The organism is Prochlorococcus marinus str. MIT 9401 (assembly GCF_000760095.1).
Lineage (GTDB): Bacteria > Cyanobacteriota > Cyanobacteriia > PCC-6307 > Cyanobiaceae > Prochlorococcus_A > Prochlorococcus_A marinus_I.
Genome location: NZ_JNAR01000008.1, coordinates 1 through 24,707, shown reverse-complemented (window position 1 = coordinate 24,707; position 24,707 = coordinate 1). Strand labels below are relative to the sequence as shown.

Sequence of the window (24,707 nt, the reverse complement as noted above, 5' to 3'; positions counted from 1 at the left end):
CTAAAAATCATGCAATAAAGTAAAAAATGTAACTCAATTTATAAACTACATTAAATAATTATCTAATTTTAAGTATTAATTAAAAATGGACGAAGATAAAAAAAAATTATGGAAACAAGCAATAAAATGGCCTCTTTATTCAGTTGCCATACTTCCAGTTTTCATAACAGGGGCTTATTTACTCAATAAATATGAAAAGGTAAAAATTTATAATTTGATTGCATTTACTTTGGCTGCAATATTGATATTACTTTGGGAAAATCTAACTAATGATTTATTCGACGCAGAAACAGGAATCGATGAATTTAAATTCCATTCAATTGTAAATCTTGTAAAAAATAAAGAAATAATTTCATTTATTGCATATTCATCTTTAGTTATTGGTTTATTAATAATTTCAATTATTTCAGTATCAACAAGTATAAACATTTTGATTTTGGTAGCAGCTTGCTGCTTCTTAGGATATTTATATCAAGGTCCTCCTTTTAGATTTGGCTATCAAGGTTTAGGAGAACCATTATGCTGGCTTGCATTTGGACCTTTTGCTTACTCTGCAGTCTTAATTGCGTTAAATCCATCTAATATTTTCTTTGAAGATATTCCCTGGAAAGTTTCTTTATTACTTGGTTCAGGACCTTCCTTGGCAACAACTCTTGTATTATTTTGTTCTCATTTTCATCAAATTTCTGAAGATAAAAAGCATGGGAAAAATTCACCTTTAGTTCGCTTAGGGGCAAAAAAAGGTTCTCAATTTGTGCCGTGGATAATTTTTACAATATATAGTTTTCAACTATTCACTATAGTTAATGGATTTATTCCAGTATTTTGTATCCTTTATTTGATTAGTTTTCCTCAAGCAATAAGACTTATAAATTTATTAAGATCTTCATATAAAAACCCTAGTGCAATAAAAAATTGTAAATTCATCGCAATAAAATTTCAAACTCTTAATGGAGTTGGCTTAATCACAGGATTAATATTTAATTACTTGCTTAATAAATGAACTTAATATTTCAAAAAAAATCTTATAGCTTTAAGTTATCCGCCAAAGTAAAAAATTCTAAAACCACTTACCATACAAAATCGGGTTGGATAATTAAATTAACAAGTAATGAGAATAAAATTGGGTTTGGAGAAGTTTCACCTCTTCATAAAGAAGACTCAAAAAAGTGTGCGAAACAACTAGATATGATCCCTTCGTATGTAGAGTTATTTAATTTATCTGAGCAAATAAATATTTTACACCCATGCATTCAATCAGCAATAAATTCTGCATTAGCCGAAATAAATGGAAAAATAATTTTTAAAGAAAACTACTACTTTGATGAAATTGATAAAACCGCCATATTGTTAAATCATAAAAATGTAGTTTCAGATATAAATGAAATTAAAAAAATACAATTTAATATTGGAAAACCATTAACCATAAAATGGAAAGTAGCATTAAAAAATAATCATGAGGAAGAAGCAACTTTAGAAGAAATTTTAAGCCATTTAGACAATAATATTAAGTTAAGAATAGATGCTAATGGTTCTTGGACAAGAGCGATAGCTAATAGATGGGCTGATATTTTGAAGGATAACAAAAATTTAGATTGGTTAGAACAACCTCTCTGTGTTGATGATATTGATGGACTGACAGAACTCAACAAAAAAGTCCCTATAGCCTTAGACGAATCACTTTTAAAATTTCCAAATTTGATTGATGAGTGGAAAGGTTGGCAAATTAGAAGGCCTTCTCAAGAAAATAATCCAGTTAAGCTTTTAAGAGAATTAGAAAATAAAAAAGCTTTAATATCTATAAGTACGTCATTTGAAACTGGTATAGGGAAGAGATGGCTGTATCATTTATCGTCTCTACAATTACAAGGACCAACTCCAAAAGTTCCTGGTATAGCAATGAATAAATTCCCTAATTCGTTTCTATTTTTAAATGAAGCAAAAAAGATATGGGATCAACTATGAAAAATAAAATTTATATTATTGAAGTTGAAAATAACGAAACTCAATCCGTAGAGAAAATTATTAAAAAAATTAGAGAGAATAAAATTATTTATGTAAAAAACAAATTTTATCAAGACAAAGATGTATTAGATTCAATTAATGAAAATGGTCCAGCAATTATCTTAAACAGTAGTGGGAGTTCTGGAAAACCGAGACAATGTTTTCACCATTTAGATAATATTAAATTGTCTGCGGCTACATCAGGTCAATGGCTAATGGAGCAAGGATTTGAATTGCAAAACTGCTTAATTTTAAATACTTTACCCCTGAACCATATAAGTGGATTAATGCCAATTTTTAGAAGTCAAACTTGGGGATGTGATTGTATTAATATTTCTCCGAATTTGATTAAAAAAACTCGAGAACTTTTACTTTTTACAATTAAATTTAAAAAAAACAAAAAACACTTAATTACGTCATTAGTACCTACCCAATTACAAAGACTTTTAGCTCAAAAAGATGGAATTAGTTGGCTAAAAATTTTTGATCTAATTTGGGTAGGTGGAGCTGCAATTTCAGATGAAACTGCAAAACAATGTATAAAAGAAAAAATAAAATTAGCGCCTTGCTACGGCTCAACTGAAACAGCAGCAATGGTTACGAGTTTAAAACCAAAAGAATTCTTAATGGGTTTTAAAAATGTTGGAGAAATTCTACCTGATACAAAAATAAGAATTAACGCACAAGGATTAATCGAGATAAAATCAGCTAGAATCGGGACTGAAATAATAGACTCTTTAAAAACTGAAAATTTCAAAAATAAAAATGGGTGGTGGCAAACATCTGATTTAGGTGAAATTCATCAAATCAATAATTCTTTGTATTTAAACTTTGTTGGAAGAAGTGATAATGCCTTTAATTCAGGAGGAGAAATCGTTTTCCCTGAAGTAATTGAATCTAGATTAAATGATTTCATCATGAAAGAAAATATCCCAATTAATACATTCAATATTTCAAAAGTATCTAACAAATTATGGGGTAATAAAATTAAAATAATAGTTGAATTTAGAGAACTTACAAATAATAAAAATATTGAAATTTCTTTAAATTTATTAAAAAAATTTTCTCAAAGTTGGCCTAAACATGAAAAGCCTGAAAAGTGGATTGTTAAAAACAAAAATAGCATTACAGAAAAAACAAACTATAAATTTAAAAAATAATAATTAGCATTCTTTTAAATTTGTACTTACATTAGAAGCCTCTATCCATCTTTCTAACTGATCGGGAAGTTCAATTTTGTTTCTCGAATCAACATCTAAAGAACAATGTATAATTTTGCCTTCAGCTACTTTATTTCCATTTTTTATAAAAAAGCTATTTACTTGAAACAAATGAGTATTAATTTTATGAGGGGCGATTTTTACTTTTAATAAATCTCCAATTTTTATAGGCGCAATAAAGTTTGCTTCGCAATTAACTATTGGAAAAATAATTTGACTTTTACGTATAGAAAAATCTGGAAAAATATCTTGAGAAGGAATCCCATAAATTTCAATACTTTCTTCCCAAGCTTCATGCGACCATTTTAATAAGTTATGAAAATGAATTACACCTGCAGAATCACAATCACCAAATCTTACCTTCTTCTGCAATATTAACCAATCAGCAGGTTTCATTTAAAGAAATTATCTATCAACAGATCCCATAATGACATCTATTGAACCAAGGATTGCCATAATATCAGCGATTTTGGCACCTTTAAGAATATGAGGCAATATTTGCAGATTATTTAAATCAGCTGCTCTGATTTTAAATCTCCATGGGGTAACTTCATTATTTCCTTGAATAAATACACCTATTTCTCCTTTACCGGACTCTAATCTTGTATATAATTCTCCGTTAGGAATTTTAAAAGTTGGAGCAACCTTCTTAGCTACATATTGATAATCAATACCAAATATTTCACTTTTCTTATCTTCAGTCGCCATTCTTTGAGCTTCTAAATTTTCTGTTGGACCTCCTGGAATCATTTTGCAGGCTTGACGAATGATGCTTAGTGATTGTCGCATCTCTTCAACTCTTACTCGATATCTCGCATAACAGTCTCCTTCTTTTTCTGAAGCAATCTGCCAATCAAAATCGTCATAACATTCATAACTATCGACTTTCCTTAAATCCCAGGAAACTCCCGAAGCTCTAAGCATTGGACCAGACAAAGACCAATTAATTGCCTGGTCCTTTTGTATTGTCCCAAGACCTTCAATTCTTTTTCTAAAGATTGGATTATTTGTTATTAATTTTTCGTATTCATCTATCTTAGGGCCGAACCAATCGCAAAAGTCTATACATTTTTCTAACCATCCGTATGGGAGATCACATGCGACACCTCCTATCCTAAAGAAATTATTATTTATTAGCCTTTGCCCAGTAGCAGCTTCCCAGAGATCATAGATCATCTCTCTTTCTCTAAAAATATAGAAAAATGGAGTTTGAGCTCCTACGTCTGCTAAAAAGGGGCCAAGCCATAAAAGATGATTAGCAATACGATTAAGTTCGAGCATAAGAACTCTGATGTAACTAGCTCTTTTGGGAACTGGAATATTAGCTAATCTTTCAGGAGCATTTACTACAATAGCTTCATAAAACATTCCTGCTGCATAATCCATTCTGCTTACATAAGGGACATACATTACATTTGTCCTATTTTCAGCTATCTTTTCCATTCCTCTATGTAAATATCCAATTACTGGCTCACAATCAATGACATTCTCCCCATCAAGAGTTACAACTAACCTTAAAACCCCATGCATTGAGGGATGGTGAGGGCCAAAATTGACCACCATTGGTTCTGTTCTAGTCTCTAGCTGAGCCATTCGAAATTTAACTTCTAAATAAATCTTAGTCGAAAGTTATGCAAACTGACCCATCTGATTCATCTTTTTTCAATCATCAATCGGTTATGACAGATGAGATTATGGCCTCATTAGAGAATTACCCACTTATACATAACAATCAACTTAAGGGAATAGACGCAACTTTAGGCGGAGGCGGGCACTCTTATCATTTATTGAGAAAATATTCGGATTTAAATATAATTGGACTTGATCAAGATCCATTCGCAAGAAAATCAGCATCAAAAAAACTTGATGAGTTTAAAAGTAGGATTGATATAAGGGCTTCAAATTTTGCGGATTTTGTACCAAAAGAAAAAGTTTCTTTTGTGATTGCAGATCTTGGAGTAAATAGCAACCAAATTGATGACCCTAAAAGAGGATTTAGTTTCCAAAAAGATGGTCCGCTTGATATGCGCATGAATCCTTATCTTGATGTTAATGCAGAGAAATTAATTGAGGCTTTAAATGAAAAAGATCTAGCTAACCTAATTTATAAATATGGAGATGAGAGATTATCAAGAAAGATTGCTAGGAAAATAAAATTGGATTTGAAGGAAAATGGAAAATATTCTGGGACAAAAGAGTTAGCTTATTCTATTGCAGGCTGCTTCCCACCAAAACAAAGATATAAAAAAATACATCCAGCAACAAGAACATTTCAAGCACTAAGAATTGCTGTTAATAAAGAAATTGAAGTATTAGAAAAATTTTTGCAAGTTGTACCTGAATGGCTTTTGCCAGGGGGTATTATTTCTATTATTAGTTTTCATTCCCTTGAAGATAGGTTAGTTAAAAGTTGTTTTAAGAATGATCCAAGACTTAAAAGCCTTACAAAAAAGCCAATAACTCCTTCCGAACAAGAAGTCGAACTAAATAAAAGAGCTAGAAGTGGAAAATTAAGAATTGCTCAATTAAATTAAAAGCCAATAACTTCTATCTTAATGATCTGATCGTATCTGTAAGAATATGAATTGCTTGTTTTATATCTTTTGAATTAGTACTTAATCCAATACTTAACCTTATTGAAGATTCTGCTTCTTTAATAGATCTACCTAAGGCTAGTAAAACATGAGATGGTTCGCCATTACTACATGCAGATCCAGTAGAACAAATTATTTTAGATTTTAAAAGTTTATGAAACTTTGTTCCGTTTAAATCCAATACAGTCAAATTTAAATTGTGAGGTAATCTTTTTTCTATTGAGCCATTAATTAATAAACCAGAATTATTTTTTAACAACCCTTCTAAAAGATTATTTCTATAAAAAAGTAATTTCTCAGCATTATTTTTTTGATTAAAAACTGCTATCTCTATTGCTTTAGCAAAGCCAACTACTAAAGGAAGAGGTAATGTGCCAGACCTAAGACCATATTCCTGACCTCCTCCAACAATTAAAGGCTCAAGATTAATTTCTTCATCAATCAAAAGAAGTCCTATCCCTTTAGGACCATATATTTTGTGAGAACTTATCGTTGTCATGTTTACATCTGATAAAAGATTGTCTAACGCCATATAACCTAAACATTGTGCAAAATCAGAGTGAAATGTTATTCCTCTCGATTTACATATTTTTGAAATATTTTCTATTGGCTGAATAACTCCTATTTCGTTATTTGCCAACATGACACTAACCAGAAATGTATCTTCTCTTATATTTTTTTTGAATTGTTCTTCTGAAATTAAGCCATCTTTCTCAGGATTAATTTCTGTAACCATAAATCCCTCTTTTTTTAGTTGGTTTAAAGGCTCCAAAACAGCTTTATGCTCCGTTTTTAAGGTAATAATATGTCCAAAATTTCCTGTTTTCTTATAGAAATTTCTAGCAAAACCTAGTAAGGCTAAGTTATTAGATTCAGTTGCTCCACTTGTAAAAATAACTTTTTTATTCTTAAGAAATAAACTTTGTTCTATTTTTTCTCTTGAGGCTTCCAATATAGCGCTTGCGTTAATCCCCGCCAAATTAGATTTGCTTGCAGGATTAGAAAATATCTCACTCCAAAAAGGTTTCATAGAATCAACGACATCTTTAGAGCAAGGAGTCGAAGATTGATAGTCTAGTAGTATTGGAGTTGATAGCATTATATTTAGTATATAAAATTCTGTTTATTACTAGAAAATCAAATTAAAGAATTAAAAAAAATGAATGCAATTAATCAAATAAATAATGAACCGGTAAAAAAATCAAGAATTTTATTAGTTGATGATGAGCCTGGTTTAAGAACAGCTGTTAAAACATTTCTAGAAGATGAAGGCTTTGAAATATTTATTGCTGTTGATGGAGAGGATGGTTGGGAAAAAGCTCAAACAATTTTCCCCGATTTGATAATTAGCGATATTATGATGCCCCGAGCCAACGGTTATGCTTTATTAGAAAAAATTAGAGAGGATGAAAAATTAGGAGGAACTCCAGTTATTTTTCTAACTGCAAAAGGGATGACACTAGACAGAACAGAAGGTTATCTTGCAGGAGTTGATGATTATATTTCCAAACCTTTCGATCCCGATGAATTAGCTGCAAGAGTTAAAAATGTAATCAACAGACAAGAACGATTATTAAAAGAAGCTGCACGATTCGCAGATATTGACGTAAGCAAAATGGCGAAGCAAATTACTGAAATAAAATCTATGCTCACAGACCAAAATCCGACTGATACAGAAAATAAAATAAATATTCCTAGTTTTACTCCAAGAGAAGCAAGTGTACTTCAACTAGTAGCAGAGGGTCTAATGAACAAGGAAATTGCAAGACAGCTTGAAACATCTATTAGAAATGTTGAAAAATATGTAAGTAGACTTTTTATCAAGACAGGTACATCAAGCCGAACCGAATTAGTTCGTTATGCACTTGAAAATCATTTAGTAAAGTAAGTTATTTAATTTTTTCGAATTCAATTAGTTTTGAAAAATAAAAAGGAGCTTGATTTAATTTCTTTTTAACAACTTTAAATCCTCTTTTTTTAGCAGCATCAATAATACCCTTTTCTTTCAATGTATATGCTCTTGTAGTTTTACTTGGCCCCGGAAATAATTTTCCAATATTTTTTAGAACAGCAAGAACTGGAGTATAAGGAGCAAAGCTAACGATTAGTTTTTCTTTACTTAAATCACATAAATGTTGAACCATTTCTTCTGCGACCAGTTGAGGATAATGAATAAATACATCTAAACAAACTACAACATCAAATAATCCTTTTAATTTTTCGAGATCACAGACTTCATATTTAACTTTACCTTGATTCAAACCCAATTCATGAATGCGTTTTTTTGTTTCTTTAATCATTTCAGAAGAAATATCGCTCATCTGCAGTTCTTTTATACCGAGTCTTAGTAAAGGTATGGAAAGACTTCCTACACCACAGCCTGCATCACAATAACTTTTTTTTGTTAGTTCAGGATAATTTTTAATGTATGAGATTACATCATCTACAGTTTTTTGATGTCCTTTCCTAATATTTTTCTGAACTGTATTAATTTCATCAGATTTGCTATAAATTTTATTCCATCTTTCAAAGCCAGTTCCATTAAAATACTCTCTGACTTCACTTTTTTCGATAATCTTATTTGACTTCATAATATTCTATGAAAATTTATTCATTTCATATTAACTAACTGGCGCCAAATTAATTGCGCGCCATTATAGGAAAGAATTGATTTGTTATTTTGTCAGAATTGAATTCTAAAGATATTTATAAAATTGCTGTCGTAATGGGTAGTGATTCAGATCTAAATACATTAAAACCAGCCGTTGATATTTTAAGAGAATTTGGGATAAAAACTGAAGTTTGTATACTTTCTGCTCATCGTACACCTATCGAAATGATGGAATATGCAAAAAATGCAGAATCAGAAAACATAAAAGTAATAATTGCCGGTGCTGGTGGTGCTGCTCATCTTCCTGGAATGCTAGCATCCATAACTTGCATTCCTGTAATTGGAGTACCAGTAGAGAGTAAGACACTGAAGGGAATTGACTCTCTTTTATCAATCGTTCAAATGCCCGCTGGAATTCCAGTTGCAACAGTTGCAATTAATGGAGGACAGAATGCTGGGTTATTAGCAATAGAGATGATCAGTTTATTTGATGAGTCCATAAAGAAAAATTTAAAAGAATTCAGAGAAAATCTACATACAAATGTAAGAAATAAAAATAATAAGTTATCAACTATTGGACCTGACAATTATCTTCGTAATTAATAAACTAATATTTTTCTATTAGACCTTATCAAGAAGGTTTTCTTTTTTAAGGTAGTTAATAACTTTTTCAACGGAATCATTTAAATCTAACGAACCTGTATCAACAACAAGTTCGGGATTATGAGGAGCTTCATATGGACTAGAAATCCCTGTAAATTCCTTAATTTCACCCAAACGAGCTTTCTTATAAAGACCTTTAGTATCCCTATTTTCGCAAACTTTGATATCAGCAGAACAATAAACTTCAATAAAATCCTTGGATCCAATAATTTTTCTCACCTTATCTCTATCGCTAATAAATGGCGAAACGAAAGCTGTAATAGTTATTATCCCAGCATTCATAAATAAATTCGCGACTTCGCCAATTCTTCTTATATTTTCTTCTCTATCTTCATCCGAAAAACCAAGATCTTTACATAAACCGTGTCTAATATTATCTCCATCCAACACATAAGTTGAAAAACCATCTAAGTGTAAAATTTCATTTAAAGCGTTGGCTAAAGTACTTTTACCAGAACCAGATAAACCTGTAAACCAGATAACCATACCTTTATGACCTCTCATTTTCTCTAACTTTTCTCTGTCAATAGTTAAGTTATGCCACTTTATATTGGTTGACTTTGTTTGATCTTGTTCTTTCATTTTTTGCATCATCAAAATTAAAAACCTATCCTAACCTTTGCTTCATAAATTATGAAATCCTTCTTTACGAAGAAACTCAATTGATTTCGATACCATATCACCCTGTAACTGGATATTTCTATCAATCAATGTTCCACCAGTCCCACAAAAAACTTTAATTTTTTTTAGTAATTCTTTTAATAAGATTTCATCCTCAGTGCCTAAACCTCTAATTAAAGTTACAGTCTTTCCCTTTTTACCTTTTTTTTGTTTTGAAATATTTATTTTTGATCTTTTATTAACAGTATCTACCTTGGCTACTTCTTCAGATTTTTTTTCTTGATTATCAAATTCTATCCAATTCCCTTTTCCCATTATTTTAAATATAATCTATAGTTAGTTAATACTTATTCTATAGAAAAAGTGGTAAGTACATTTTCTCGCAATGATCAAAACTATAAAAATGACGATTTAAATCAACCCTCCAAAGAGGGAAGATTTGGAAAATATGGTGGTCAATATGTTCCTGAAACGCTAATGCCTGCTCTTTTTGAGCTTGAAACAGCTGCATCTAATGCATGGAAAGATAAACTTTTTGTAGAAGAATTAAATCATCTACTTAAGACTTATGTAGGAAGAGAAACACCACTTTATGAAGCCAAAAGACTTACTGAACATTATAAAACTAAACAAGCAACTCCTAGAATATGGCTTAAAAGAGAAGATTTAAATCATACTGGGGCTCACAAAATTAATAATGCCCTTGGACAAGCATTACTGGCAATAAGAATGGGCAAAAAAAGAATAATTGCAGAAACTGGAGCAGGTCAGCATGGAGTTGCTACTGCTACTGTTTGTGCGAGATTTGGCTTGAAATGTATTATTTACATGGGTGCTGAAGACATGAAAAGGCAATCCCTTAACGTTTTCAGAATGAAACTTCTAGGAGCTGAAGTTAAAGTTGTAAATTCTGGAACTGCAACACTTAAGGATGCCACTAGTGAAGCCATTAGAGATTGGGTTTCTAATGTTGAAACCACACACTACATTTTAGGATCTGTTGCAGGTCCACACCCTTTTCCAAAGATTGTGCGAGATTTTCATGCAGTTATAGGTGAAGAAACTAAAAAACAATGTTTGGAATCATTTGGATCTTTTCCCGATATTTTGCTTGCTTGTGTAGGTGGGGGATCAAATGCAATGGGGCTTTTCCATCCTTTTGTTAAAGAAACTTCTGTGCGTCTTATTGGAGTTGAAGCCGCAGGAAGCGGAGTTGATACTGACAAACATGCTGCCACTATCACTAAAGGTTCAGTTGGAATTTTGCATGGATCAATGAGTCTTCTCTTACAAGATAATAATGGTCAAGTGCAAGAAGCTCACTCAATAAGTGCAGGTTTAGATTACCCTGGAGTAGGTCCTGAACATAGCCATTTAAAAGATATAGGTAGAGCAGAGTATGGGTCAGTTACAGATCAAGAAGCATTAGATGCTTTAAGACTGGTAAGTGAATTAGAGGGAATTATACCTGCACTTGAAACTTCCCATGCCTTTGCTTGGTTAGATAAATTATGCCCTACTCTTGAAAAAGATACTCATATAGTTATCAATTGCTCTGGCAGAGGAGACAAAGATGTTAATACTGTTGCATCTTTATTAGATATTTAATCAGTACCTTGGAATCGATGGGTCAATATATTTACTCCATCCATCAATACCCTCCTCTAAATTCCATATTTCGCTCACAATATTATTATCCAAGCACCATTGAGAAAAGTTATAACTTCTGATTCCTGCATGACACGCAACTACAATTTCTCTATCTAATAAACTTGCAAATATTTCTTTAACATATTCAGATGTGACTTTACTAATTGGTATATGTAAAAATTGTTTTGAGAAACGAGCTATTTCAAGCTCTGACTGTTCTCTTACATCAATCAAGACTGGATCTTCTTTCTCAGAATTAAACCAATCATTGAGACTAGAAGCATTTATAGATTTAGGATAACTTCCCAATTTGTAGGATAAATTATGTGTTATTTACAATTTAATAAATTAAGTTGCAGTAGAAAGTTTATTGTTAAAAATAAAAATAAACATTGATAATGAAATTTAGAGTAGTAGCAATAATACTGTTATTATCTTTATTACTTTTTTTGGGTTTTAAAAAAGTTTATATTAATAAAAATAAGGAGCAAAGTACAAGTATTGAGCAACTAAATATCCTAAAATACATACCTGAAAAAAATAAATTATTATTTATTTCAAGTTTAGATAATTTTAATATTTTTAATAATAATGAAAAAGTAAAAAATCGAATAAGTCAAGATAAATTTGTTTTAATAAAAGACTCTATATTAGATTACTTAGGTATAGATCTAGGCAACAATAAATTAGAAGATATCTATGATAATGAAATTATAATCTCAACTTTTGAAAATAATAAAAAGCTTAAAGATGATATTTTGATAGTTTTTAAAATTAAGCCAGAAAAAACAATAGATGATTTATTAAATTTGCCTAATAAAATTGATCAGATTGATGAAATAATTTCAATTAATAGAGAAAACAAAATAAATTTCCTTAACTTTATATACCGAACCAATGATAACTATATAATTGCTTCATCAGAAAAAACATTGATCAAGAATATTATTAACCCTAGTAATGATTTTAAAGAAAAAAAATTTCAATATGAAGGAGAACTTTTTGGACTCAAAAATCAAAAAAATATTTTATTCACAAAGAAATTTGGAGACAGTATATTTTTTGATAAAGAAATTTTTACTGAGAAAAATGAGGATATTGTAGCTACAACATTTGACTTAAAAAATAAACATCTAATTTTAAAATCATATTTACTAAATAATAAAAAGAATATTGATATTCTTGCTTATGATAAGTTTATAAATAAAGAAAATACGAATAAAGATAACCCTCAAGTTTCAATTTTTAGTGAAATTAAAAATTTTGAAAAATATCTTAAACCTTTTATAAACAATTTTGAACTAAGTTTTCTTGAAGATTTCAACCAAAATACAAATCAAAACATTTTAATTATCAATTCAAAAAAAGATTGGCTTTTTACATTTGAAAAGAATGCTGAAAATCAATTTGATTTAAGTGATTTAAAAAAACTAAAAGATTTCAACAAATATACTTTGCAGCAGAATGAAGATATTTACTCAATATATTCCAAAGATATTCTTGAAGAAAAAAATGATGCAATACAACAATTAACTTTTGACAATATCTATTCAATAGAGTCAAGAGGTTTGCAATTCATTAGTAATTTTTTAATAGATAGTAAAAAACTAGAAAAAATCTCAAAAAAATTTTTCAACCTAAAAAGTAATAAAGAGAAATCTACTTTCCTTTATGCAAAAGTTAATATCAAAGATGAAACTTCCAATAAAATCAGATATTTACCTGATTTGGAAGATCTTAATTTCCTCATTAAAAATATTTTAAAAATATCAAATGAAGAATATCTAGAAATCATAAGTCAATCTATTCCAGAAAAAAATCCAATTCTCTACACAGAAACAAGTTTAAAAATACATTAATAAAGTTATTCAAATAAGCTTCAAAGACAATCATTTGAAATTTTTATGAAGTTGATAACTTGTGGTTAATTAAAAATTATTTGACTATCTTTAATCTATAAGTATTTGATATTGAATTAAGCAATTGGATAGTAAGAAACTTGTTTTAAAACCAGGCTTAGAAGGTGTCCCAGTTACTAATTCATCCATCTGTGATATTGACGGCAACAAAGGTAAATTACTATATAGGGGGTACTCCATTGAGGAACTATCCAAAAAAAGCAGTTTTTTAGAAACTGCTTACCTATTGATTTGGGGCGAATTACCCACGGCTATTCAACTAAGAGATTTTGAACAAGAAGTTCAGATGCATCGAAGATTAAGTTTTAGAGTCAGAGATATGATGAAATGTTTCCCTGCGACAGGTCATCCTATGGATGCTCTTCAGTCTAGTGCAGCTTCTTTAGGACTCTTCTATTCGCGTAGGGCAATAGATGATCCTAATTACATCTACAACGCAGTCATAAGACTTATAGCAAAAATACCCACAATGATTGCTGCATTTCAACTTATTAGAAAAGGGCAAGACCCAATTCAACCAAGAGATGATTTAACTTACTCATCAAATTTTCTTTACATGCTGACTGAAAAAGAACAAGATCCTATAGCTGCAAAAGTTTTTGATAGGTGTCTAATTCTACATGCCGAACATAGTTTAAACGCAAGTACATTTAGCGCTAGAGTTACTGCAAGTACTCTTACAGACCCATATGCTGTTATCGCCTCTGCAGTAGGAACCCTGGCTGGCCCTCTGCATGGAGGAGCAAATGAAGATGTGATCGCAATGTTAGAAGATATTAAAACCCCTGAAAATGCTGGGTCTTTTTTAGATAATGCAATAAAAAATAAACGTAAGATAATGGGCTTCGGCCACAGAGAATATAAAGTTAAAGATCCAAGAGCAATAATTCTTCAAAAACTAGCCGAAGAGCTTTTTATTAGATTTGGAGCAGATGAAATGTATGAAGTTGCTAAATCACTTGAGGCAGAGGCGATACCAAGACTTGGACCTAAGGGTATATTCCCTAACGTGGATTTTTATTCTGGTCTTGTCTATAGAAAACTTGGTATTCCTCGTGATTTATTTACTCCAATTTTTGCTATATCACGAGTGGCTGGTTGGTTAGCGCATTGGAGAGAGCAACTTGGAGCAAATAGAATTTTTAGACCATCGCAAATCTATACAGGTTCGGCACCTAGAGATTGGATTATCTTAGAAAATAGAGAGTAATATTTGCAGCTTTTCCAAAAAAAAACACACATATCGTTTACGAAGAGTTAATCTATTAAGTAAATAACTTAAAAAACTTTGGAATACGGTTTAGATCTCGAATATAGTTTTAATGAATTCTTAAAAGGTTTCGGCCTTTCTAGTGAGATCGCTCATATAATTTGGCTCCCTCTACCTATGCTTTTGGTATTAGTAGCAGCAGTTGTTGGAGTTTTAGTAACAGTTTGGCTTGAAAGAAAAATATCTGCTGCTGCTCAACAAAGAATAGGCCCCGAATATGCAGGTGCGCTTGGAGTACTCCAACCAATTGCAGATGGTCTTAAGCTACTTGTGAAAGAGGACATTATTCCCGCCAAAGCTGACGGTATTCTCTTCACTGCAGGGCCTATTTTAGTTCTTGTCCCAGTGATTCTATCCTGGCTAATTGTCCCTTTTGGTCAAAACCTCTTAATAAGTAATGTTGGTATTGGAATTTTCTTATGGATCGCTTTAAGCAGTATCCAGCCAATTGGACTTCTTATGAGCGGATATGCATCAAATAATAAATATTCATTATTAGGTGGATTAAGAGCAGCAGCTCAATCTATTAGTTACGAAATACCTTTGGCTTTATCTGTACTGGCTATCGTACTAATGACAAATTCTCTAAGTACTATTGACATTGTTAACCAACAAAGCGGTGCGGGAATCTTAAGTTGGAATATTTGGAGGCAACCAGTTGGTTTTATAGTCTTTTGGATTTGTGCTCTTGCAGAATGTGAAAGACTTCCATTTGACTTACCTGAAGCTGAAGAAGAATTAGTTGCAGGATATCAAACTGAATATGCAGGGATGAAATTCGCTTTGTTCTATCTTGGTAGTTACATCAATTTAATACTTTCAGCATTATTAGTATCAATACTTTATTTGGGAGGATGGGGTTTTCCTATTCCAGTTGAATTAATAGCTAAGTTTCTGAATTTACCTGTTAATGCGCCCCTCATACAGGTTTTCACTGCATCAATTGGAATTGCAATGACTGTATTGAAGGCATATCTTTTAGTTTTCATTGCAATATTATTACGTTGGACAACCCCTAGAGTAAGAATAGATCAACTTTTAGATCTTGGTTGGAAGTTTCTTCTTCCAATTTCTCTTGCTAATCTTTTGATAACTGCAGGATTAAAACTTGCTTTTCCCCAATTCTTTGGTGGTTAAATTTAAGTAAAAATACTTAAATTTAAAATTAATCCACTAAAATAAAATAACTGAGTAAATTCTTCAAAATGAAAAATTTCCTTCAACAAATTAATAGCTATATTAAGGAGGCATTTAATGCTGGCAAATATTTATACAATGGCCTATCTGTAACGTTTGATCATCTTCGAAGAAGACCTGTTACAGTCCAATATCCCTATGAAAAATTAATACCTTCTGAAAGATATAGAGGAAGGATACATTATGAATTCGATAAATGTATTGCTTGTGAAGTTTGCGTAAGAGTTTGTCCCATAAATCTACCAGTAGTTGATTGGGTGATGAATAAAGAAACCAAAAAAAAAGAACTTAGAAATTATTCAATTGACTTTGGAGTATGTATATTTTGCGGAAATTGTGTTGAATACTGTCCAACTAATTGTCTATCAATGACCGAAGAATATGAGTTAGCTTCCTTTGACAGACACAATCTAAACTTCGATAACGTTGCACTTGGTAGACTACCTACAAACGTAACAACAGATCCTTCAGTAAAACCTTTAAGAGAACTTGCTTATCTTCCTAAAGGAGTCATGGACCCACATGAAATCCCAGCTTCCGATACGAGAGTTGGTAAATTACCTGAAGAAGTTTATGATTGGATGAGACCTGAATCCAATGAAAATAAAGATAAAGTTTCTAATCCAAATAATTAATTTCAACTAATTTATGTCCATTGCAATAACAACTCAAATTATTTGTTTTACAATTCTCTCTCTTATCATTCTTATTGGAGCACTTGGTGTTGTATTGCTAGAAAGCATTGTCTATTCAGCCTTTCTTCTAGGAGGAGTTTTCATGAGTGTGGCAGGATTATATCTTCTTTTAAATGCAAGTTTTGTTGCTGCAGCTCAAGTTTTAGTTTATGTGGGTGCAGTTAATGTACTAATAATTTTTGCAATAATGCTAGTCAATAAAAAAGAAGACTTAAAGCCAATAAATGACATTAAATCGAGAAGAATCATATCAACGTCGATATGTTTAACCTTATTAAGCCTTTTAATAAGAGTTGACTTGACCAATGTATGGAGCCTATCAAGTCCTCAAAACTCTATAGGAGAAGAATCAACTATCAGAATTGGTGAACATCTATTTAGTGATTATTTACTCCCATTTGAAGTTGCTTCAGTTTTACTTTTAATGGCAATGATTGGGGCTATCGTTTTAGCTAGAAGAGATGTCATGAATAAGGATATTTCAACTGGATTACCTGTTGATCAAGCGTTAATTGAAAAATCATCAGAACCATTGCTCTCAAATAAAAATTAACCTCTAAACTTTCTTATCATGAATTTAGAATCAATTCCTATTCAAGCTTTTCTGATAGTATCTTCAGCACTATTTTGTATTGGTATTTGGGGACTTTTAAATAGCAGAAATGCAGTAAGAGTTCTTATGAGTATTGAACTAATGCTCAATGCGGTAAATATAAACTTAATGGCGTTTTCTTCCTATATTGATAATAATCTAATTCAAGGACAAGTTTTTACAATTTTTGTGATTACTGTTGCTGCCGCAGAAGCAGCAGTTGGATTAGCTATATTATTATCTCTTTATAGGAATAGGGTAACTGTAGATATGGAAAGTTTTAATTTATTAAAATGGTAAAAGCATTTAATGAAACTTGCATTAGTGCTTATCTTATATCGTTCAGATAGCTCTACAGCTTCAAAGGCTTCAAAATTCTGTGAAGATGTCCTTAAAGCTAGAAATATTAAATCAAACAGGATAGAAAGTGATTTTCATAAAGATGAAATTGATAAATATCTTTGTAACTCAGAATCAAAACCAGACATTGGCATAGTACTTGGTGGGGATGGAACCTTCTTGAAATGTGCAAATGTATTAGCAGATTATGATATTCCTTTATTAAGTTTTAATATTGGAGGTAATTTAGGATTTCTCACTCAAGAAAAAGATTTTTTATTTGACAAATCTTTTATTGAAATCCTTGAAAACGAAAAATATATCATCGACTCTCGTAATAGATTAAATTGTAATGTCTTTATTAATGGGAACAATTCTGAAAAAGAAATTATAAAAAGTTACGATGCTTTAAATGATTTTTATTTTAAATCTGTTGAAGAAGATATTTCTCCGACCAACCAAATACAAATTGAAATAGATAATGAGAAAGTAAATGAATATAAAGGTGATGGATTGATTATATCTACATCAACTGGTTCAACGGCATACTCAATGGCCGCAGGTGGCCCTATTGTACACCCTGCTCTAGATGCAATGATCATCAACCCAATATGCCCAATGAGCTTGGCTAGTAGGCCGATAGTAATTCCTAATACAAGCAAGGTGATCATTAAACCAGTCAAAAAAAATAAAGGAGAAATTAAATTATGGAAAGACGGTTCAAAATGTATGAGTATTAAAGAAAATTATTATTGTGAGATCAAAAAAAGTGAATCTCCCTGCAAAATAATAAAATTTAAAAAAAGCGCTACCTACTACAGCACTTTAATAAAAAAACTAGATTGGAAAGGAGATCTATCTTTAAAAAAAACAAACAATTAAATGGCCCTAGAAATAGAAAGAAGATTTCTTATAAAAAATGATAGTTGGAAAGAATTTATTACGAAAAAAATTTCTATTGAACAAGGATACTTATCAAATAGTTTAGATGATTGGATTATTAGGATAAGGTTTACTGACAATGACTTTAAAATTGCATTAAAAAAACATATCGAAAGATTTACCAGCTTTGAATTTGAGTACTCCATTCCACGAAAAGATGGTGAAACGATAATGTCAAATCTTTCAAATACAATTAAAAAAGATAGATTCTTTTTAAAAGTTGAAAAAAAAATCTGGATTGTAGATTGCTTTAAAGAAAATAATTATCCGCTTGAAATTGCCGAAACTGAACTCTCCAAAGAAGAGGAAGATTTAAGTCTTCCTCCATTCATATCTAAAGAAATTACTGGGTTAAGCTATTACTCCAATTTTAGTCTTTCCAAGAATCCTTTTTCAAAATGGAAAGAAGACTATTTGACAACTTTCAAAAGTAACTAGTCAAAGAAGCCACCCATCCTTTATATTTTCTTTATATTTAATAATACAATTTTCTCCTTTTAAAATGTACGGGCTTTACGATAAAGAAGGAATATTGAGATTTGTTGATTCAGACAAAGACGCATGCATTGCGTATGCTGAGCTTTTCGAACTATGTTCTACAAATTATTGTTTAATAGATTTAGCTAATAATACAAAAAAAGTAAAAGGTACTAATCTTGATCAGAGTCTGGGAGTGAACAACAATTAAACCCATCTCTGCAAATCTTTCCATTATCCATTGCCCAATTCAAAAGTGCTACTCTATTTTTTGAGCCTGTTTTTGTAAACATATTACTTACATGATTATCAACAGTTCTTTTACTAATAGTTAGTTTTACTGCAATTTCTTGATTTGTAAGCCCATCAGCTACGAGATCAATGATTTCCATCTCTCTTGTTGAGAGACCCATCATATCAATGTTGTTTACTTCTTCTTCAACCATTTGCATTTAAACAGTTCCTTTTTTATATTAGTTGAGTTTAGCAATCTCACTACACTTGTTAACCTATAAGGAAACAAAAGCAATTGAAAACAAAACTTCAGCAAACTTTAGAAAAAAAATCCAAAGTAATAACGGCAGAGTTAATGCCGCCAAGAGGTGGAGACCCCATAAGATCTCTTAACATAGCACAACTTTTGAAAGATAAGGTACATGCTGTTAACATTACCGACGGAAGCAGGGCTGTAATGAGAATGTGCAGCTTGGCAATGTCCAAACTATTACTGGAAAATGGAATTGAACCAATAATGCAAATATCTTGCAGAGATCGTAATAAAATTGCTTTACAATCAGACATTCTCGGAGCAAATGCTCTAGGAATTCAAAACATCTTATGTATTACAGGTGATTCAGTAAAAGCAGGGGATCAACAAGATGCTAAAGCAGTTCACCAGTTTGAATCAGTAAGATTGCTACAACAAATTCAAGCCTTCAATAAGGGAATTGATCCGACTTTTGGGGAACTTCCCGATAAAAAAACATTTATATATGCAGGAGCTGCTGCAGATCCAAGTTGCAGAAATCAAAGAAGTTTAGAAAACAGAATGAGAAAGAAAAAAGAGGCTGGAGCTCAATTCATTCAAACTCAAATGGTTATGGAAAAAGAAAATTTAATAGAATTTTGCGAAAAAATAGCCAAACCTCTTGAAATTCCTGTTATTGCTGGTGTATTCCTATTAAAGTCTCACAAAAATGCTCTCTTCATAAACAAAAATGTCCCGGGTGCGAACATCCCTGAAAATATAATTAATCGCCTTAAAGATGCCAAAAATCCATTAGAAGAAGGTATTCAAATTGCAGCTGAACAAGCGCAAGACTATTTTCACATAGCGAATGGCATTCATTTAATGGCAGTTAAGACAGAACATTTAATCCCTGAAATTCTTAAAAAAGCTAATCTTAATCTGGAATATTAATTAAATCAGTACCTAACAATTCTGCCATTGCCTTCTGCTGAGGGGATGGCTCGGTCATATCAGATCTTCTAGAATCCGTTATCAACCAATCCAAAGATGCATCTTGCAAATCAAAATGATCTCCATTTTTGCCCACACAGTAACGGCCAAATACTAATTTATCTACTAGTCGAACACCCTTACCAATTTTAGAATAATCAAAAATAATTGAATTATCAATTGTTGCACCTTCGCAAATACAACAACTTGGACCAATCATTGCAGGTCCAATAATTGTTGCACCATCTTCTATTCTTGTCATGCCACCAATGTATACTGGCCCAGTAATATCGACTCTGTCCCAATTAGCTGCAACATTCAATCCCGTAAAAACACCAGGTTTAATTTCTTTACCAGGTATTTCAACTTGTCTTACCTTACCTTGTAATACATTACGAATAGCACTCCAATAATCAGGAACTTTTCCAATATCTACCCATTCAAAATCCATTGGAAGTGCAAAAAATGGCAAATCCATCTCAACAAGTTTAGGAAAGAGATCAGCACCAATATCAAATTTCTCACCTGACGGTATGTAATTAAAAATTTCAGGTTCAAAAAGGTAAATTCCTGTATTTATCGAGTCACCTAAAGCATCATCTACAGATGGCTTTTCTTGAAAAGCCTTTATTCGACCGTTACTATCTGAGACTACTACGCCATAACTTGATACTTGATCTCTAGTTACTTTTTTAGTTATTAAACTTGCAATCGCTCCCTTTTCCTTATGTTTCTTAACTGCTTCAGTCAAATCTAAGTCAACTAAAGCGTCGCCACAAAGTACAACAAAGGTTTCATCAAAAAAATTTTGAAAATCTTGAATTTTTTTTAATCCTCCTGCTGAACCTAAAGCATCTCCAATTAATTCCCCATCTTCAATTCTACCTTCGAAACTATATGCTATCTCTACTCCGAATCTCTGACCATCACGAAAGTAATTTTCAATTTCTTCAGCAAGGTGTGAAACATTAACCATTATTTCTTTAAAGCCATGCTCTTTTAAGAGTTCTAAAAGAAACTCCATTACAGGTTTTTGTAAAATCGGTATCATTGGTTTTGGAATAATATGAGTTATGGGCTGAACACGTGTGCCTTTTCCTGCCGCAAGTATCATTGCCTTCATGAATTCAAAACCTCTTTTTAAAGATTATACGTTATTACTATTAAGCTACTAAACAGCAGAGGGATAGGTATTTTTTACCTCAAGATTTTCTATAGGCAATTGTGCTATACCCCCATCAGGAATTATTCTTTTAATTTGAATTGGACCATATAAAGAATTAATTTGTTTAATTTCTATTTTGTTTTCAGATGATAAAAATAACAAAGCCCAAAAAACCCCAAGACGATCTTTATCTAAATCATTTTTTACAACTTTTTGCCATATCTCAACTAAATATTCAAAATCTGTCCACTGTAATGCTTTTTCCCACCCATCAATAAATTTACCTAATTCTTTTGTAGTTTCAGGTAGTTTCTCGCGATGTGCTAGAGATTTAACTTGAGATACTAAGTCCCTATTAGAATATTTTTTATTTCTTTTTCTCTTCATTAATAGTAGATCTTGGCTTTCTATAACTTCAGCAATAGACTCTAATTGACTAACAAGTTCTCCCAAAGTTGTGGTACGTTTTAAAATTGGTTGTGCTGTTGATCTTCTCCTTAGATATTTTTCAGGATATTTTGGAATATCAAATTCTTGATCAATCCAGTCCTGATCATCAACATCGAAATGATCTTCAAAATCTGAAGAATTTTCTTTAAAAACATCGGCTTCTAAAACTTGAGCTTTTAAATTAACTAGTACAGAAGCAGCAAAAAATGCCTCGCTTGTCTCTGATAAATCCTTTTGATATGAATTCTTGCTATTCGAAGTTTTTTTGAGAGTATGTGCATATTGTTCTAAAAAACTATCAATTACACTAATTACATCAATATCCCATGGATCAAGATCGCCTTTACCAGCAGCGTCTTGAAGAAATTTAATCAACAATCTAGGACCTAATTGTTGACTATCAGGAGAATTTATATGAGGTATTTTTAATTATCTAATAACTACTCATAAGATATCCTCTTATTTATGTTCCGCCAAACAATATTGCATTAGTTTAAGAAACTATATTGTTGGAGCCTTTAAAATCTCATTTTTTTTAGTTCCTGAAAAAATATTTGTTTTCATAGAAGTTTTGACGGCCATTAAATCTCTGTCAACTAAATTATTAATAGATGCAAGATAACTTTCAGTTACTAATCTTGGATATAAACCTATTCCAATTATGGGCAAAAGTAAACAAGCAATAATATAAACTTCTCTAGGCTCTGCATCGATCAGTTTTCGTTCTTCGCTTAATTTAGGATTTTCTTTACCAAAGAAAATTTCTCGTAACATTGAAAGTAAATAAATAGGAGTAAGTATTACACCTACAGCAGCTAAAGAAGCCATAACTATCCTAAAAGGAAGAGTATAAACTTCGTCGGTAACAAATCCCGTGAATACCATTAATTCGGATACAAATCCACTCATACCTGGCAAAGCAAGCGAAGCCAGGGAACAAGCAGTCCATAAGGCAAACATGATTCTCATTTTTTGACCAACACCACTCATTTCGTCAAGCTTAAGAGTCTTTGTTCTATCATATGTAGCTCCAACAAGAAAAAATAAACTAGCTCCAATTAATCCATGACTAACCATTTGTAGCATTGCTCCGCTTGTTCCAAGGCTGCTAAAACTTCCTATTCCAATAAGAACGAAACCCATGTGACTTATTGAACTGTAGGCAATTTTTCTCTTTAAATTTCTTTGCGCGAAAGAAGTCAATGCAGCATAAATTATATTTACTACTCCAAGAACTATTAATAATGGGGCAAATTGAGCATGCGCAACGGGTAATAATTGTGCATTAAATCTTAAAAGAGCATATCCCCCCATTTTTAATAAAATTCCAGCTAGAAGCATATGAACAGGAGCTGTAGCCTCACCATGAGCGTCAGGAAGCCAAGTATGAAGAGGTACTATAGGAAGTTTTACTCCAAATGCAATTAAGAGCCCCACGTAGCATAATATTTGGAATTTTTGACTAAAATCTTGGGTTGCTAAATGAGAAAACTCAAAATTAGGAATTTCTGTGCCATAGAAACCCATTGCTAATGCAGCTAGAAGGATAAATATGGAACTCCCAGCTGTGTAAATAATGAACTTTGTTGCTGCATATTGTCTATTTTTTCCACCCCATATTGCTAATAATAAATAAACAGGAATTAATTCAAGTTCCCAAGTAAGAAAGAATAAAAGCATATCTTGAACAGCAAACACAGCTATTTGCCCACCATCCATAACTAATATCAAAAAGAAAAATAATTTTGGTTTAAACTTAACAGGCCATGCGGCTAAAACTGCTAAAGCAGTTATAAAACTGGTTAACAATATTAATGGCATCGAAATGCCGTCAGCTCCTACAGACCAAGTAAGTCCTAGATTAGGAAGCCAACTAATCTTTTCTCTAAGTTGAACACTGTCATTATCAATATTAAAACCATTTATATATGAACCTACAGTTATTAAAAAAGTTATTAATGCAATAGACAAAGCAAACCATCTAACTTCTTTCCCATCTCCTTTATCTGGGAAAAAAGGTATTACAAACGCACTACCAATTGGAAATAAAATTGAAGCAGATAGCCAAGGGAAAGTAGATAATCCAGCTCCCAAAGTTCCTAAAATTTGTGTCGCAAAATGTGTAAAAAAATAAGTACTCAATTTAATAAGAAATTTATCTTAAATAAAGTCTAGAAATTATCTGTATTTTTTCACCCCAATGGACAGTGAAGACACACAATTGTAATTAAGTTACTTGAGGAGATTGAAAACCAAATATAGCAACTAATAGAATCACTCCTCCAAAAACAATAAGCGCATAAAATTGAGCTCTTCCAGTCTCAAAATATTTTAAACCCTCTCCACTACCTAAAGTTACAAGTCCAGTAAGATTGACAACTCCATCAACAACCTTAGAGTCAACTTCTAAAACTTCTTTAGCTAGTTTTCTGCTACCTTTAACAAAAAGTTTCTCATTGATATCATCCAGATACCATTTATTTGATAAAAATTGATTAATTGTTGGAAACTTTTCTGCAAATAATATTGACAAATTAATTTTCTTAACAAAATATGCTTGATAAGCAATAATGATTCCAGCTGATGCAATAAAAACTGAAGCTATAGCTAAAGGCAAAAATTCTTTGAGTTCGAAAGCCTTTGAAGCAACCTCTGCTTCCTCTGGATCTAATAAATTTGCAAATTTACTATCCCATGGGAGTCCTATAAAACCGATAATTAAAGAGGGTACTGCGAGAAATACTAAGGGAAATGTCATTGACCATGGAGACTCATGAATATAGCCATGTTCTTCATGCTGTTCTTCATGCTGTTCTTCATTTTCTTGATCTAGATTTAT

Annotated in this window: 27 protein-coding genes and 1 pseudogene; 16 read left to right on the top strand and 12 right to left on the bottom strand. The window is 31.5% G+C overall.

Features of this window, described 5'->3' with window-relative positions:
- Positions 1–85 precede the first annotated feature (85 nt).
- The 3 genes from menA to EV01_RS05745 are packed head-to-tail and all read left to right on the top strand — an operon-like array spanning position 86 to position 3,164.
- Positions 86–1,003, top strand: coding sequence for a 2-carboxy-1,4-naphthoquinone phytyltransferase (gene menA / locus EV01_RS05735; protein ID WP_032517283.1), 918 nt, complete (start codon positions 86–88; stop codon positions 1,001–1,003).
- Complete coding sequence (locus EV01_RS05740; protein WP_032517282.1) at positions 1,000–1,965, top strand: o-succinylbenzoate synthase; 966 nt, start codon at positions 1,000–1,002, stop codon at positions 1,963–1,965. Before menA ends, EV01_RS05740 begins: the two co-directional genes overlap by 4 nt.
- A complete protein-coding gene (locus EV01_RS05745) occupies positions 1,962–3,164 on the top strand; it encodes an AMP-binding protein (protein ID WP_032517281.1) in 1,203 nt (400 codons plus the stop codon). The genes EV01_RS05740 and EV01_RS05745 overlap by 4 nt, the downstream gene beginning before the upstream one ends.
- 3 nt (positions 3,165–3,167) lie before the next feature.
- On the opposite strand, the gene EV01_RS05750 is transcribed toward EV01_RS05745, so the two are convergent.
- On the bottom strand, positions 3,168–3,620 hold the full coding sequence (locus tag EV01_RS05750; RefSeq protein ID WP_032517279.1) for an acyl-CoA thioesterase: 453 nt from the start codon (positions 3,618–3,620) through the stop codon (positions 3,168–3,170).
- Between the two features lie 9 nt (positions 3,621–3,629).
- Complete coding sequence (locus EV01_RS05755; protein WP_032517278.1) at positions 3,630–4,817, bottom strand: NAD(P)H-quinone oxidoreductase subunit H; 1,188 nt, start codon at positions 4,815–4,817, stop codon at positions 3,630–3,632.
- 38 nt (positions 4,818–4,855) lie between these two features.
- On the opposite strand from EV01_RS05755, the gene rsmH reads away from it, so the two are divergent.
- Positions 4,856–5,758, top strand: a complete 903-nt coding sequence (gene rsmH, locus EV01_RS05760; RefSeq protein WP_032517277.1) for a 16S rRNA (cytosine(1402)-N(4))-methyltransferase RsmH — start codon at positions 4,856–4,858, stop codon at positions 5,756–5,758.
- 13 nt (positions 5,759–5,771) lie between these two features.
- On the opposite strand, the gene EV01_RS05765 is transcribed toward rsmH, so the two are convergent.
- Positions 5,772–6,917, bottom strand: a complete 1,146-nt coding sequence (locus EV01_RS05765) for a cysteine desulfurase family protein (RefSeq protein ID WP_032517276.1) — start codon at positions 6,915–6,917, stop codon at positions 5,772–5,774.
- 60 nt (positions 6,918–6,977) lie between these two features.
- On the opposite strand from EV01_RS05765, the gene EV01_RS05770 reads away from it, so the two are divergent.
- Entirely contained in the window at positions 6,978–7,706 is a 729-nt protein-coding gene (locus tag EV01_RS05770; protein WP_032517275.1) for a response regulator transcription factor, read from the top strand.
- 1 nt (position 7,707) lies between these two features.
- Here EV01_RS05770 and bchM read toward each other — a convergent pair whose 3' ends face one another.
- On the bottom strand, positions 7,708–8,409 hold the full coding sequence (gene bchM, locus EV01_RS05775) for a magnesium protoporphyrin IX methyltransferase (RefSeq protein ID WP_032517273.1): 702 nt from the start codon (positions 8,407–8,409) through the stop codon (positions 7,708–7,710).
- Positions 8,410–8,498: 89 nt separating this feature from the next.
- Here bchM and purE point away from each other — a divergent pair, with 89 nt between their 5' ends.
- The gene (purE, locus tag EV01_RS05780; protein WP_032517271.1) at positions 8,499–9,032 is read left to right on the top strand and encodes a 5-(carboxyamino)imidazole ribonucleotide mutase; all 534 of its coding nucleotides are present in this window, start codon (positions 8,499–8,501) and stop codon (positions 9,030–9,032) included.
- A gap of 18 nt (positions 9,033–9,050) precedes the next feature.
- On the opposite strand, the gene cysC is transcribed toward purE, so the two are convergent.
- Both cysC and EV01_RS05790 read right to left on the bottom strand, forming a co-directional pair.
- On the bottom strand, positions 9,051–9,674 hold the full coding sequence (cysC, locus tag EV01_RS05785; RefSeq protein WP_193741395.1) for an adenylyl-sulfate kinase: 624 nt from the start codon (positions 9,672–9,674) through the stop codon (positions 9,051–9,053).
- Positions 9,675–9,716: 42 nt separating this feature from the next.
- Entirely contained in the window at positions 9,717–10,028 is a 312-nt protein-coding gene (locus EV01_RS05790) for a translation initiation factor SUI1 (protein WP_032517269.1), read from the bottom strand.
- 48 nt (positions 10,029–10,076) lie between these two features.
- Here EV01_RS05790 and trpB point away from each other — a divergent pair, with 48 nt between their 5' ends.
- Positions 10,077–11,321 (top strand): tryptophan synthase subunit beta, encoded by a 1,245-nt coding sequence (gene trpB, locus EV01_RS05795; protein WP_032517268.1) that lies wholly within the window; start codon positions 10,077–10,079, stop codon positions 11,319–11,321.
- Here trpB and EV01_RS05800 read toward each other — a convergent pair whose 3' ends face one another.
- Complete coding sequence (locus EV01_RS05800) at positions 11,322–11,672, bottom strand: rhodanese-like domain-containing protein (RefSeq protein ID WP_032517266.1); 351 nt, start codon at positions 11,670–11,672, stop codon at positions 11,322–11,324.
- 89 nt (positions 11,673–11,761) lie between these two features.
- On the opposite strand from EV01_RS05800, the gene EV01_RS05805 reads away from it, so the two are divergent.
- From EV01_RS05805 to EV01_RS05840, 8 genes are all read left to right on the top strand, one after another.
- Positions 11,762–13,222 (top strand): hypothetical protein, encoded by a 1,461-nt coding sequence (locus EV01_RS05805; protein WP_032517265.1) that lies wholly within the window; start codon positions 11,762–11,764, stop codon positions 13,220–13,222.
- Between the two features lie 124 nt (positions 13,223–13,346).
- Positions 13,347–14,492 carry a citrate synthase gene (locus EV01_RS05810; protein WP_032517264.1) on the top strand — a complete coding sequence of 382 codons (1,146 nt, stop codon included), beginning with the start codon at positions 13,347–13,349 and terminating at the stop codon, positions 14,490–14,492.
- Between the two features lie 78 nt (positions 14,493–14,570).
- Positions 14,571–15,689 (top strand): NADH-quinone oxidoreductase subunit NuoH, encoded by a 1,119-nt coding sequence (gene nuoH, locus EV01_RS05815; RefSeq protein WP_032517263.1) that lies wholly within the window; start codon positions 14,571–14,573, stop codon positions 15,687–15,689.
- 68 nt (positions 15,690–15,757) lie between these two features.
- On the top strand, positions 15,758–16,384 hold the full coding sequence (ndhI, locus tag EV01_RS05820) for an NAD(P)H-quinone oxidoreductase subunit I (RefSeq protein ID WP_032517262.1): 627 nt from the start codon (positions 15,758–15,760) through the stop codon (positions 16,382–16,384).
- 13 nt (positions 16,385–16,397) lie between these two features.
- On the top strand, positions 16,398–16,997 hold the full coding sequence (locus EV01_RS05825) for an NADH-quinone oxidoreductase subunit J (RefSeq protein WP_032517261.1): 600 nt from the start codon (positions 16,398–16,400) through the stop codon (positions 16,995–16,997).
- Between the two features lie 18 nt (positions 16,998–17,015).
- On the top strand, positions 17,016–17,336 hold the full coding sequence (gene nuoK / locus EV01_RS05830) for an NADH-quinone oxidoreductase subunit NuoK (RefSeq protein ID WP_032517260.1): 321 nt from the start codon (positions 17,016–17,018) through the stop codon (positions 17,334–17,336).
- Positions 17,337–17,345: 9 nt separating this feature from the next.
- The gene (locus EV01_RS05835; protein ID WP_032517259.1) at positions 17,346–18,257 is read left to right on the top strand and encodes an NAD(+) kinase; all 912 of its coding nucleotides are present in this window, start codon (positions 17,346–17,348) and stop codon (positions 18,255–18,257) included.
- A complete protein-coding gene (locus EV01_RS05840) occupies positions 18,258–18,755 on the top strand; it encodes a CYTH domain-containing protein (RefSeq protein WP_032517258.1) in 498 nt (165 codons plus the stop codon).
- A gap of 212 nt (positions 18,756–18,967) precedes the next feature.
- Here EV01_RS05840 and EV01_RS05845 read toward each other — a convergent pair whose 3' ends face one another.
- Positions 18,968–19,246, bottom strand: a complete 279-nt coding sequence (locus EV01_RS05845) for a helix-turn-helix domain-containing protein (protein WP_025914016.1) — start codon at positions 19,244–19,246, stop codon at positions 18,968–18,970.
- A gap of 77 nt (positions 19,247–19,323) precedes the next feature.
- Here EV01_RS05845 and EV01_RS05850 point away from each other — a divergent pair, with 77 nt between their 5' ends.
- The gene (locus EV01_RS05850) at positions 19,324–20,214 is read left to right on the top strand and encodes a methylenetetrahydrofolate reductase (RefSeq protein WP_032517257.1); all 891 of its coding nucleotides are present in this window, start codon (positions 19,324–19,326) and stop codon (positions 20,212–20,214) included.
- On the opposite strand, the gene EV01_RS05855 is transcribed toward EV01_RS05850, so the two are convergent.
- From EV01_RS05855 to EV01_RS05870, 4 genes and pseudogenes are all read right to left on the bottom strand, one after another.
- A complete protein-coding gene (locus tag EV01_RS05855) occupies positions 20,198–21,376 on the bottom strand; it encodes a nucleotidyltransferase family protein (protein ID WP_032517256.1) in 1,179 nt (392 codons plus the stop codon). The genes EV01_RS05850 and EV01_RS05855 overlap by 17 nt on opposite strands.
- A gap of 48 nt (positions 21,377–21,424) precedes the next feature.
- Positions 21,425–22,246 (bottom strand): segregation/condensation protein A, encoded by an 822-nt coding sequence (locus EV01_RS05860; RefSeq protein WP_032517255.1) that lies wholly within the window; start codon positions 22,244–22,246, stop codon positions 21,425–21,427.
- Between the two features lie 123 nt (positions 22,247–22,369).
- A complete protein-coding gene (locus tag EV01_RS05865) occupies positions 22,370–23,974 on the bottom strand; it encodes an NAD(P)H-quinone oxidoreductase subunit 4 (protein ID WP_032518539.1) in 1,605 nt (534 codons plus the stop codon).
- A gap of 121 nt (positions 23,975–24,095) precedes the next feature.
- Positions 24,096–24,707 (bottom strand): annotated as a pseudogene (locus EV01_RS05870) (NAD(P)H-quinone oxidoreductase subunit 5); the annotation flags it as partial.

What these genes read in the sequence shown, in the direction of transcription:
- EV01_RS05740 (WP_032517282.1), top strand. Translation starts at nt 1,000, where the DNA reads ATGAACTTAATATTTCAAAAAAAATCTTATAGCTTTAAGTTATCCGCC.
- EV01_RS05745 (WP_032517281.1), top strand. Translation starts at nt 1,962, where the DNA reads ATGAAAAATAAAATTTATATTATTGAAGTTGAAAATAACGAAACTCAA.
- cysC (WP_193741395.1), bottom strand. Translation starts at nt 9,674, where the DNA reads ATGAAAGAACAAGATCAAACAAAGTCAACCAATATAAAGTGGCATAAC.
- ndhI (WP_032517262.1), top strand. Translation starts at nt 15,758, where the DNA reads ATGAAAAATTTCCTTCAACAAATTAATAGCTATATTAAGGAGGCATTT.
- EV01_RS05805 (WP_032517265.1), top strand. Translation starts at nt 11,762, where the DNA reads ATGAAATTTAGAGTAGTAGCAATAATACTGTTATTATCTTTATTACTT.
- menA (WP_032517283.1), top strand. Translation starts at nt 86, where the DNA reads ATGGACGAAGATAAAAAAAAATTATGGAAACAAGCAATAAAATGGCCT.
- EV01_RS05835 (WP_032517259.1), top strand. Translation starts at nt 17,346, where the DNA reads ATGAAACTTGCATTAGTGCTTATCTTATATCGTTCAGATAGCTCTACA.
- rsmH (WP_032517277.1), top strand. Translation starts at nt 4,856, where the DNA reads ATGCAAACTGACCCATCTGATTCATCTTTTTTCAATCATCAATCGGTT.
- EV01_RS05825 (WP_032517261.1), top strand. Translation starts at nt 16,398, where the DNA reads ATGTCCATTGCAATAACAACTCAAATTATTTGTTTTACAATTCTCTCT.
- EV01_RS05770 (WP_032517275.1), top strand. Translation starts at nt 6,978, where the DNA reads ATGAATGCAATTAATCAAATAAATAATGAACCGGTAAAAAAATCAAGA.
- EV01_RS05755 (WP_032517278.1), bottom strand. Translation starts at nt 4,817, where the DNA reads ATGGCTCAGCTAGAGACTAGAACAGAACCAATGGTGGTCAATTTTGGC.
- bchM (WP_032517273.1), bottom strand. Translation starts at nt 8,409, where the DNA reads ATGAAGTCAAATAAGATTATCGAAAAAAGTGAAGTCAGAGAGTATTTT.
- EV01_RS05855 (WP_032517256.1), bottom strand. Translation starts at nt 21,376, where the DNA reads ATGAAGGCAATGATACTTGCGGCAGGAAAAGGCACACGTGTTCAGCCC.
- EV01_RS05790 (WP_032517269.1), bottom strand. Translation starts at nt 10,028, where the DNA reads ATGGGAAAAGGGAATTGGATAGAATTTGATAATCAAGAAAAAAAATCT.
- nuoK (WP_032517260.1), top strand. Translation starts at nt 17,016, where the DNA reads ATGAATTTAGAATCAATTCCTATTCAAGCTTTTCTGATAGTATCTTCA.
- EV01_RS05840 (WP_032517258.1), top strand. Translation starts at nt 18,258, where the DNA reads ATGGCCCTAGAAATAGAAAGAAGATTTCTTATAAAAAATGATAGTTGG.
- EV01_RS05845 (WP_025914016.1), bottom strand. Translation starts at nt 19,246, where the DNA reads ATGCAAATGGTTGAAGAAGAAGTAAACAACATTGATATGATGGGTCTC.
- EV01_RS05765 (WP_032517276.1), bottom strand. Translation starts at nt 6,917, where the DNA reads ATGCTATCAACTCCAATACTACTAGACTATCAATCTTCGACTCCTTGC.
- EV01_RS05750 (WP_032517279.1), bottom strand. Translation starts at nt 3,620, where the DNA reads ATGAAACCTGCTGATTGGTTAATATTGCAGAAGAAGGTAAGATTTGGT.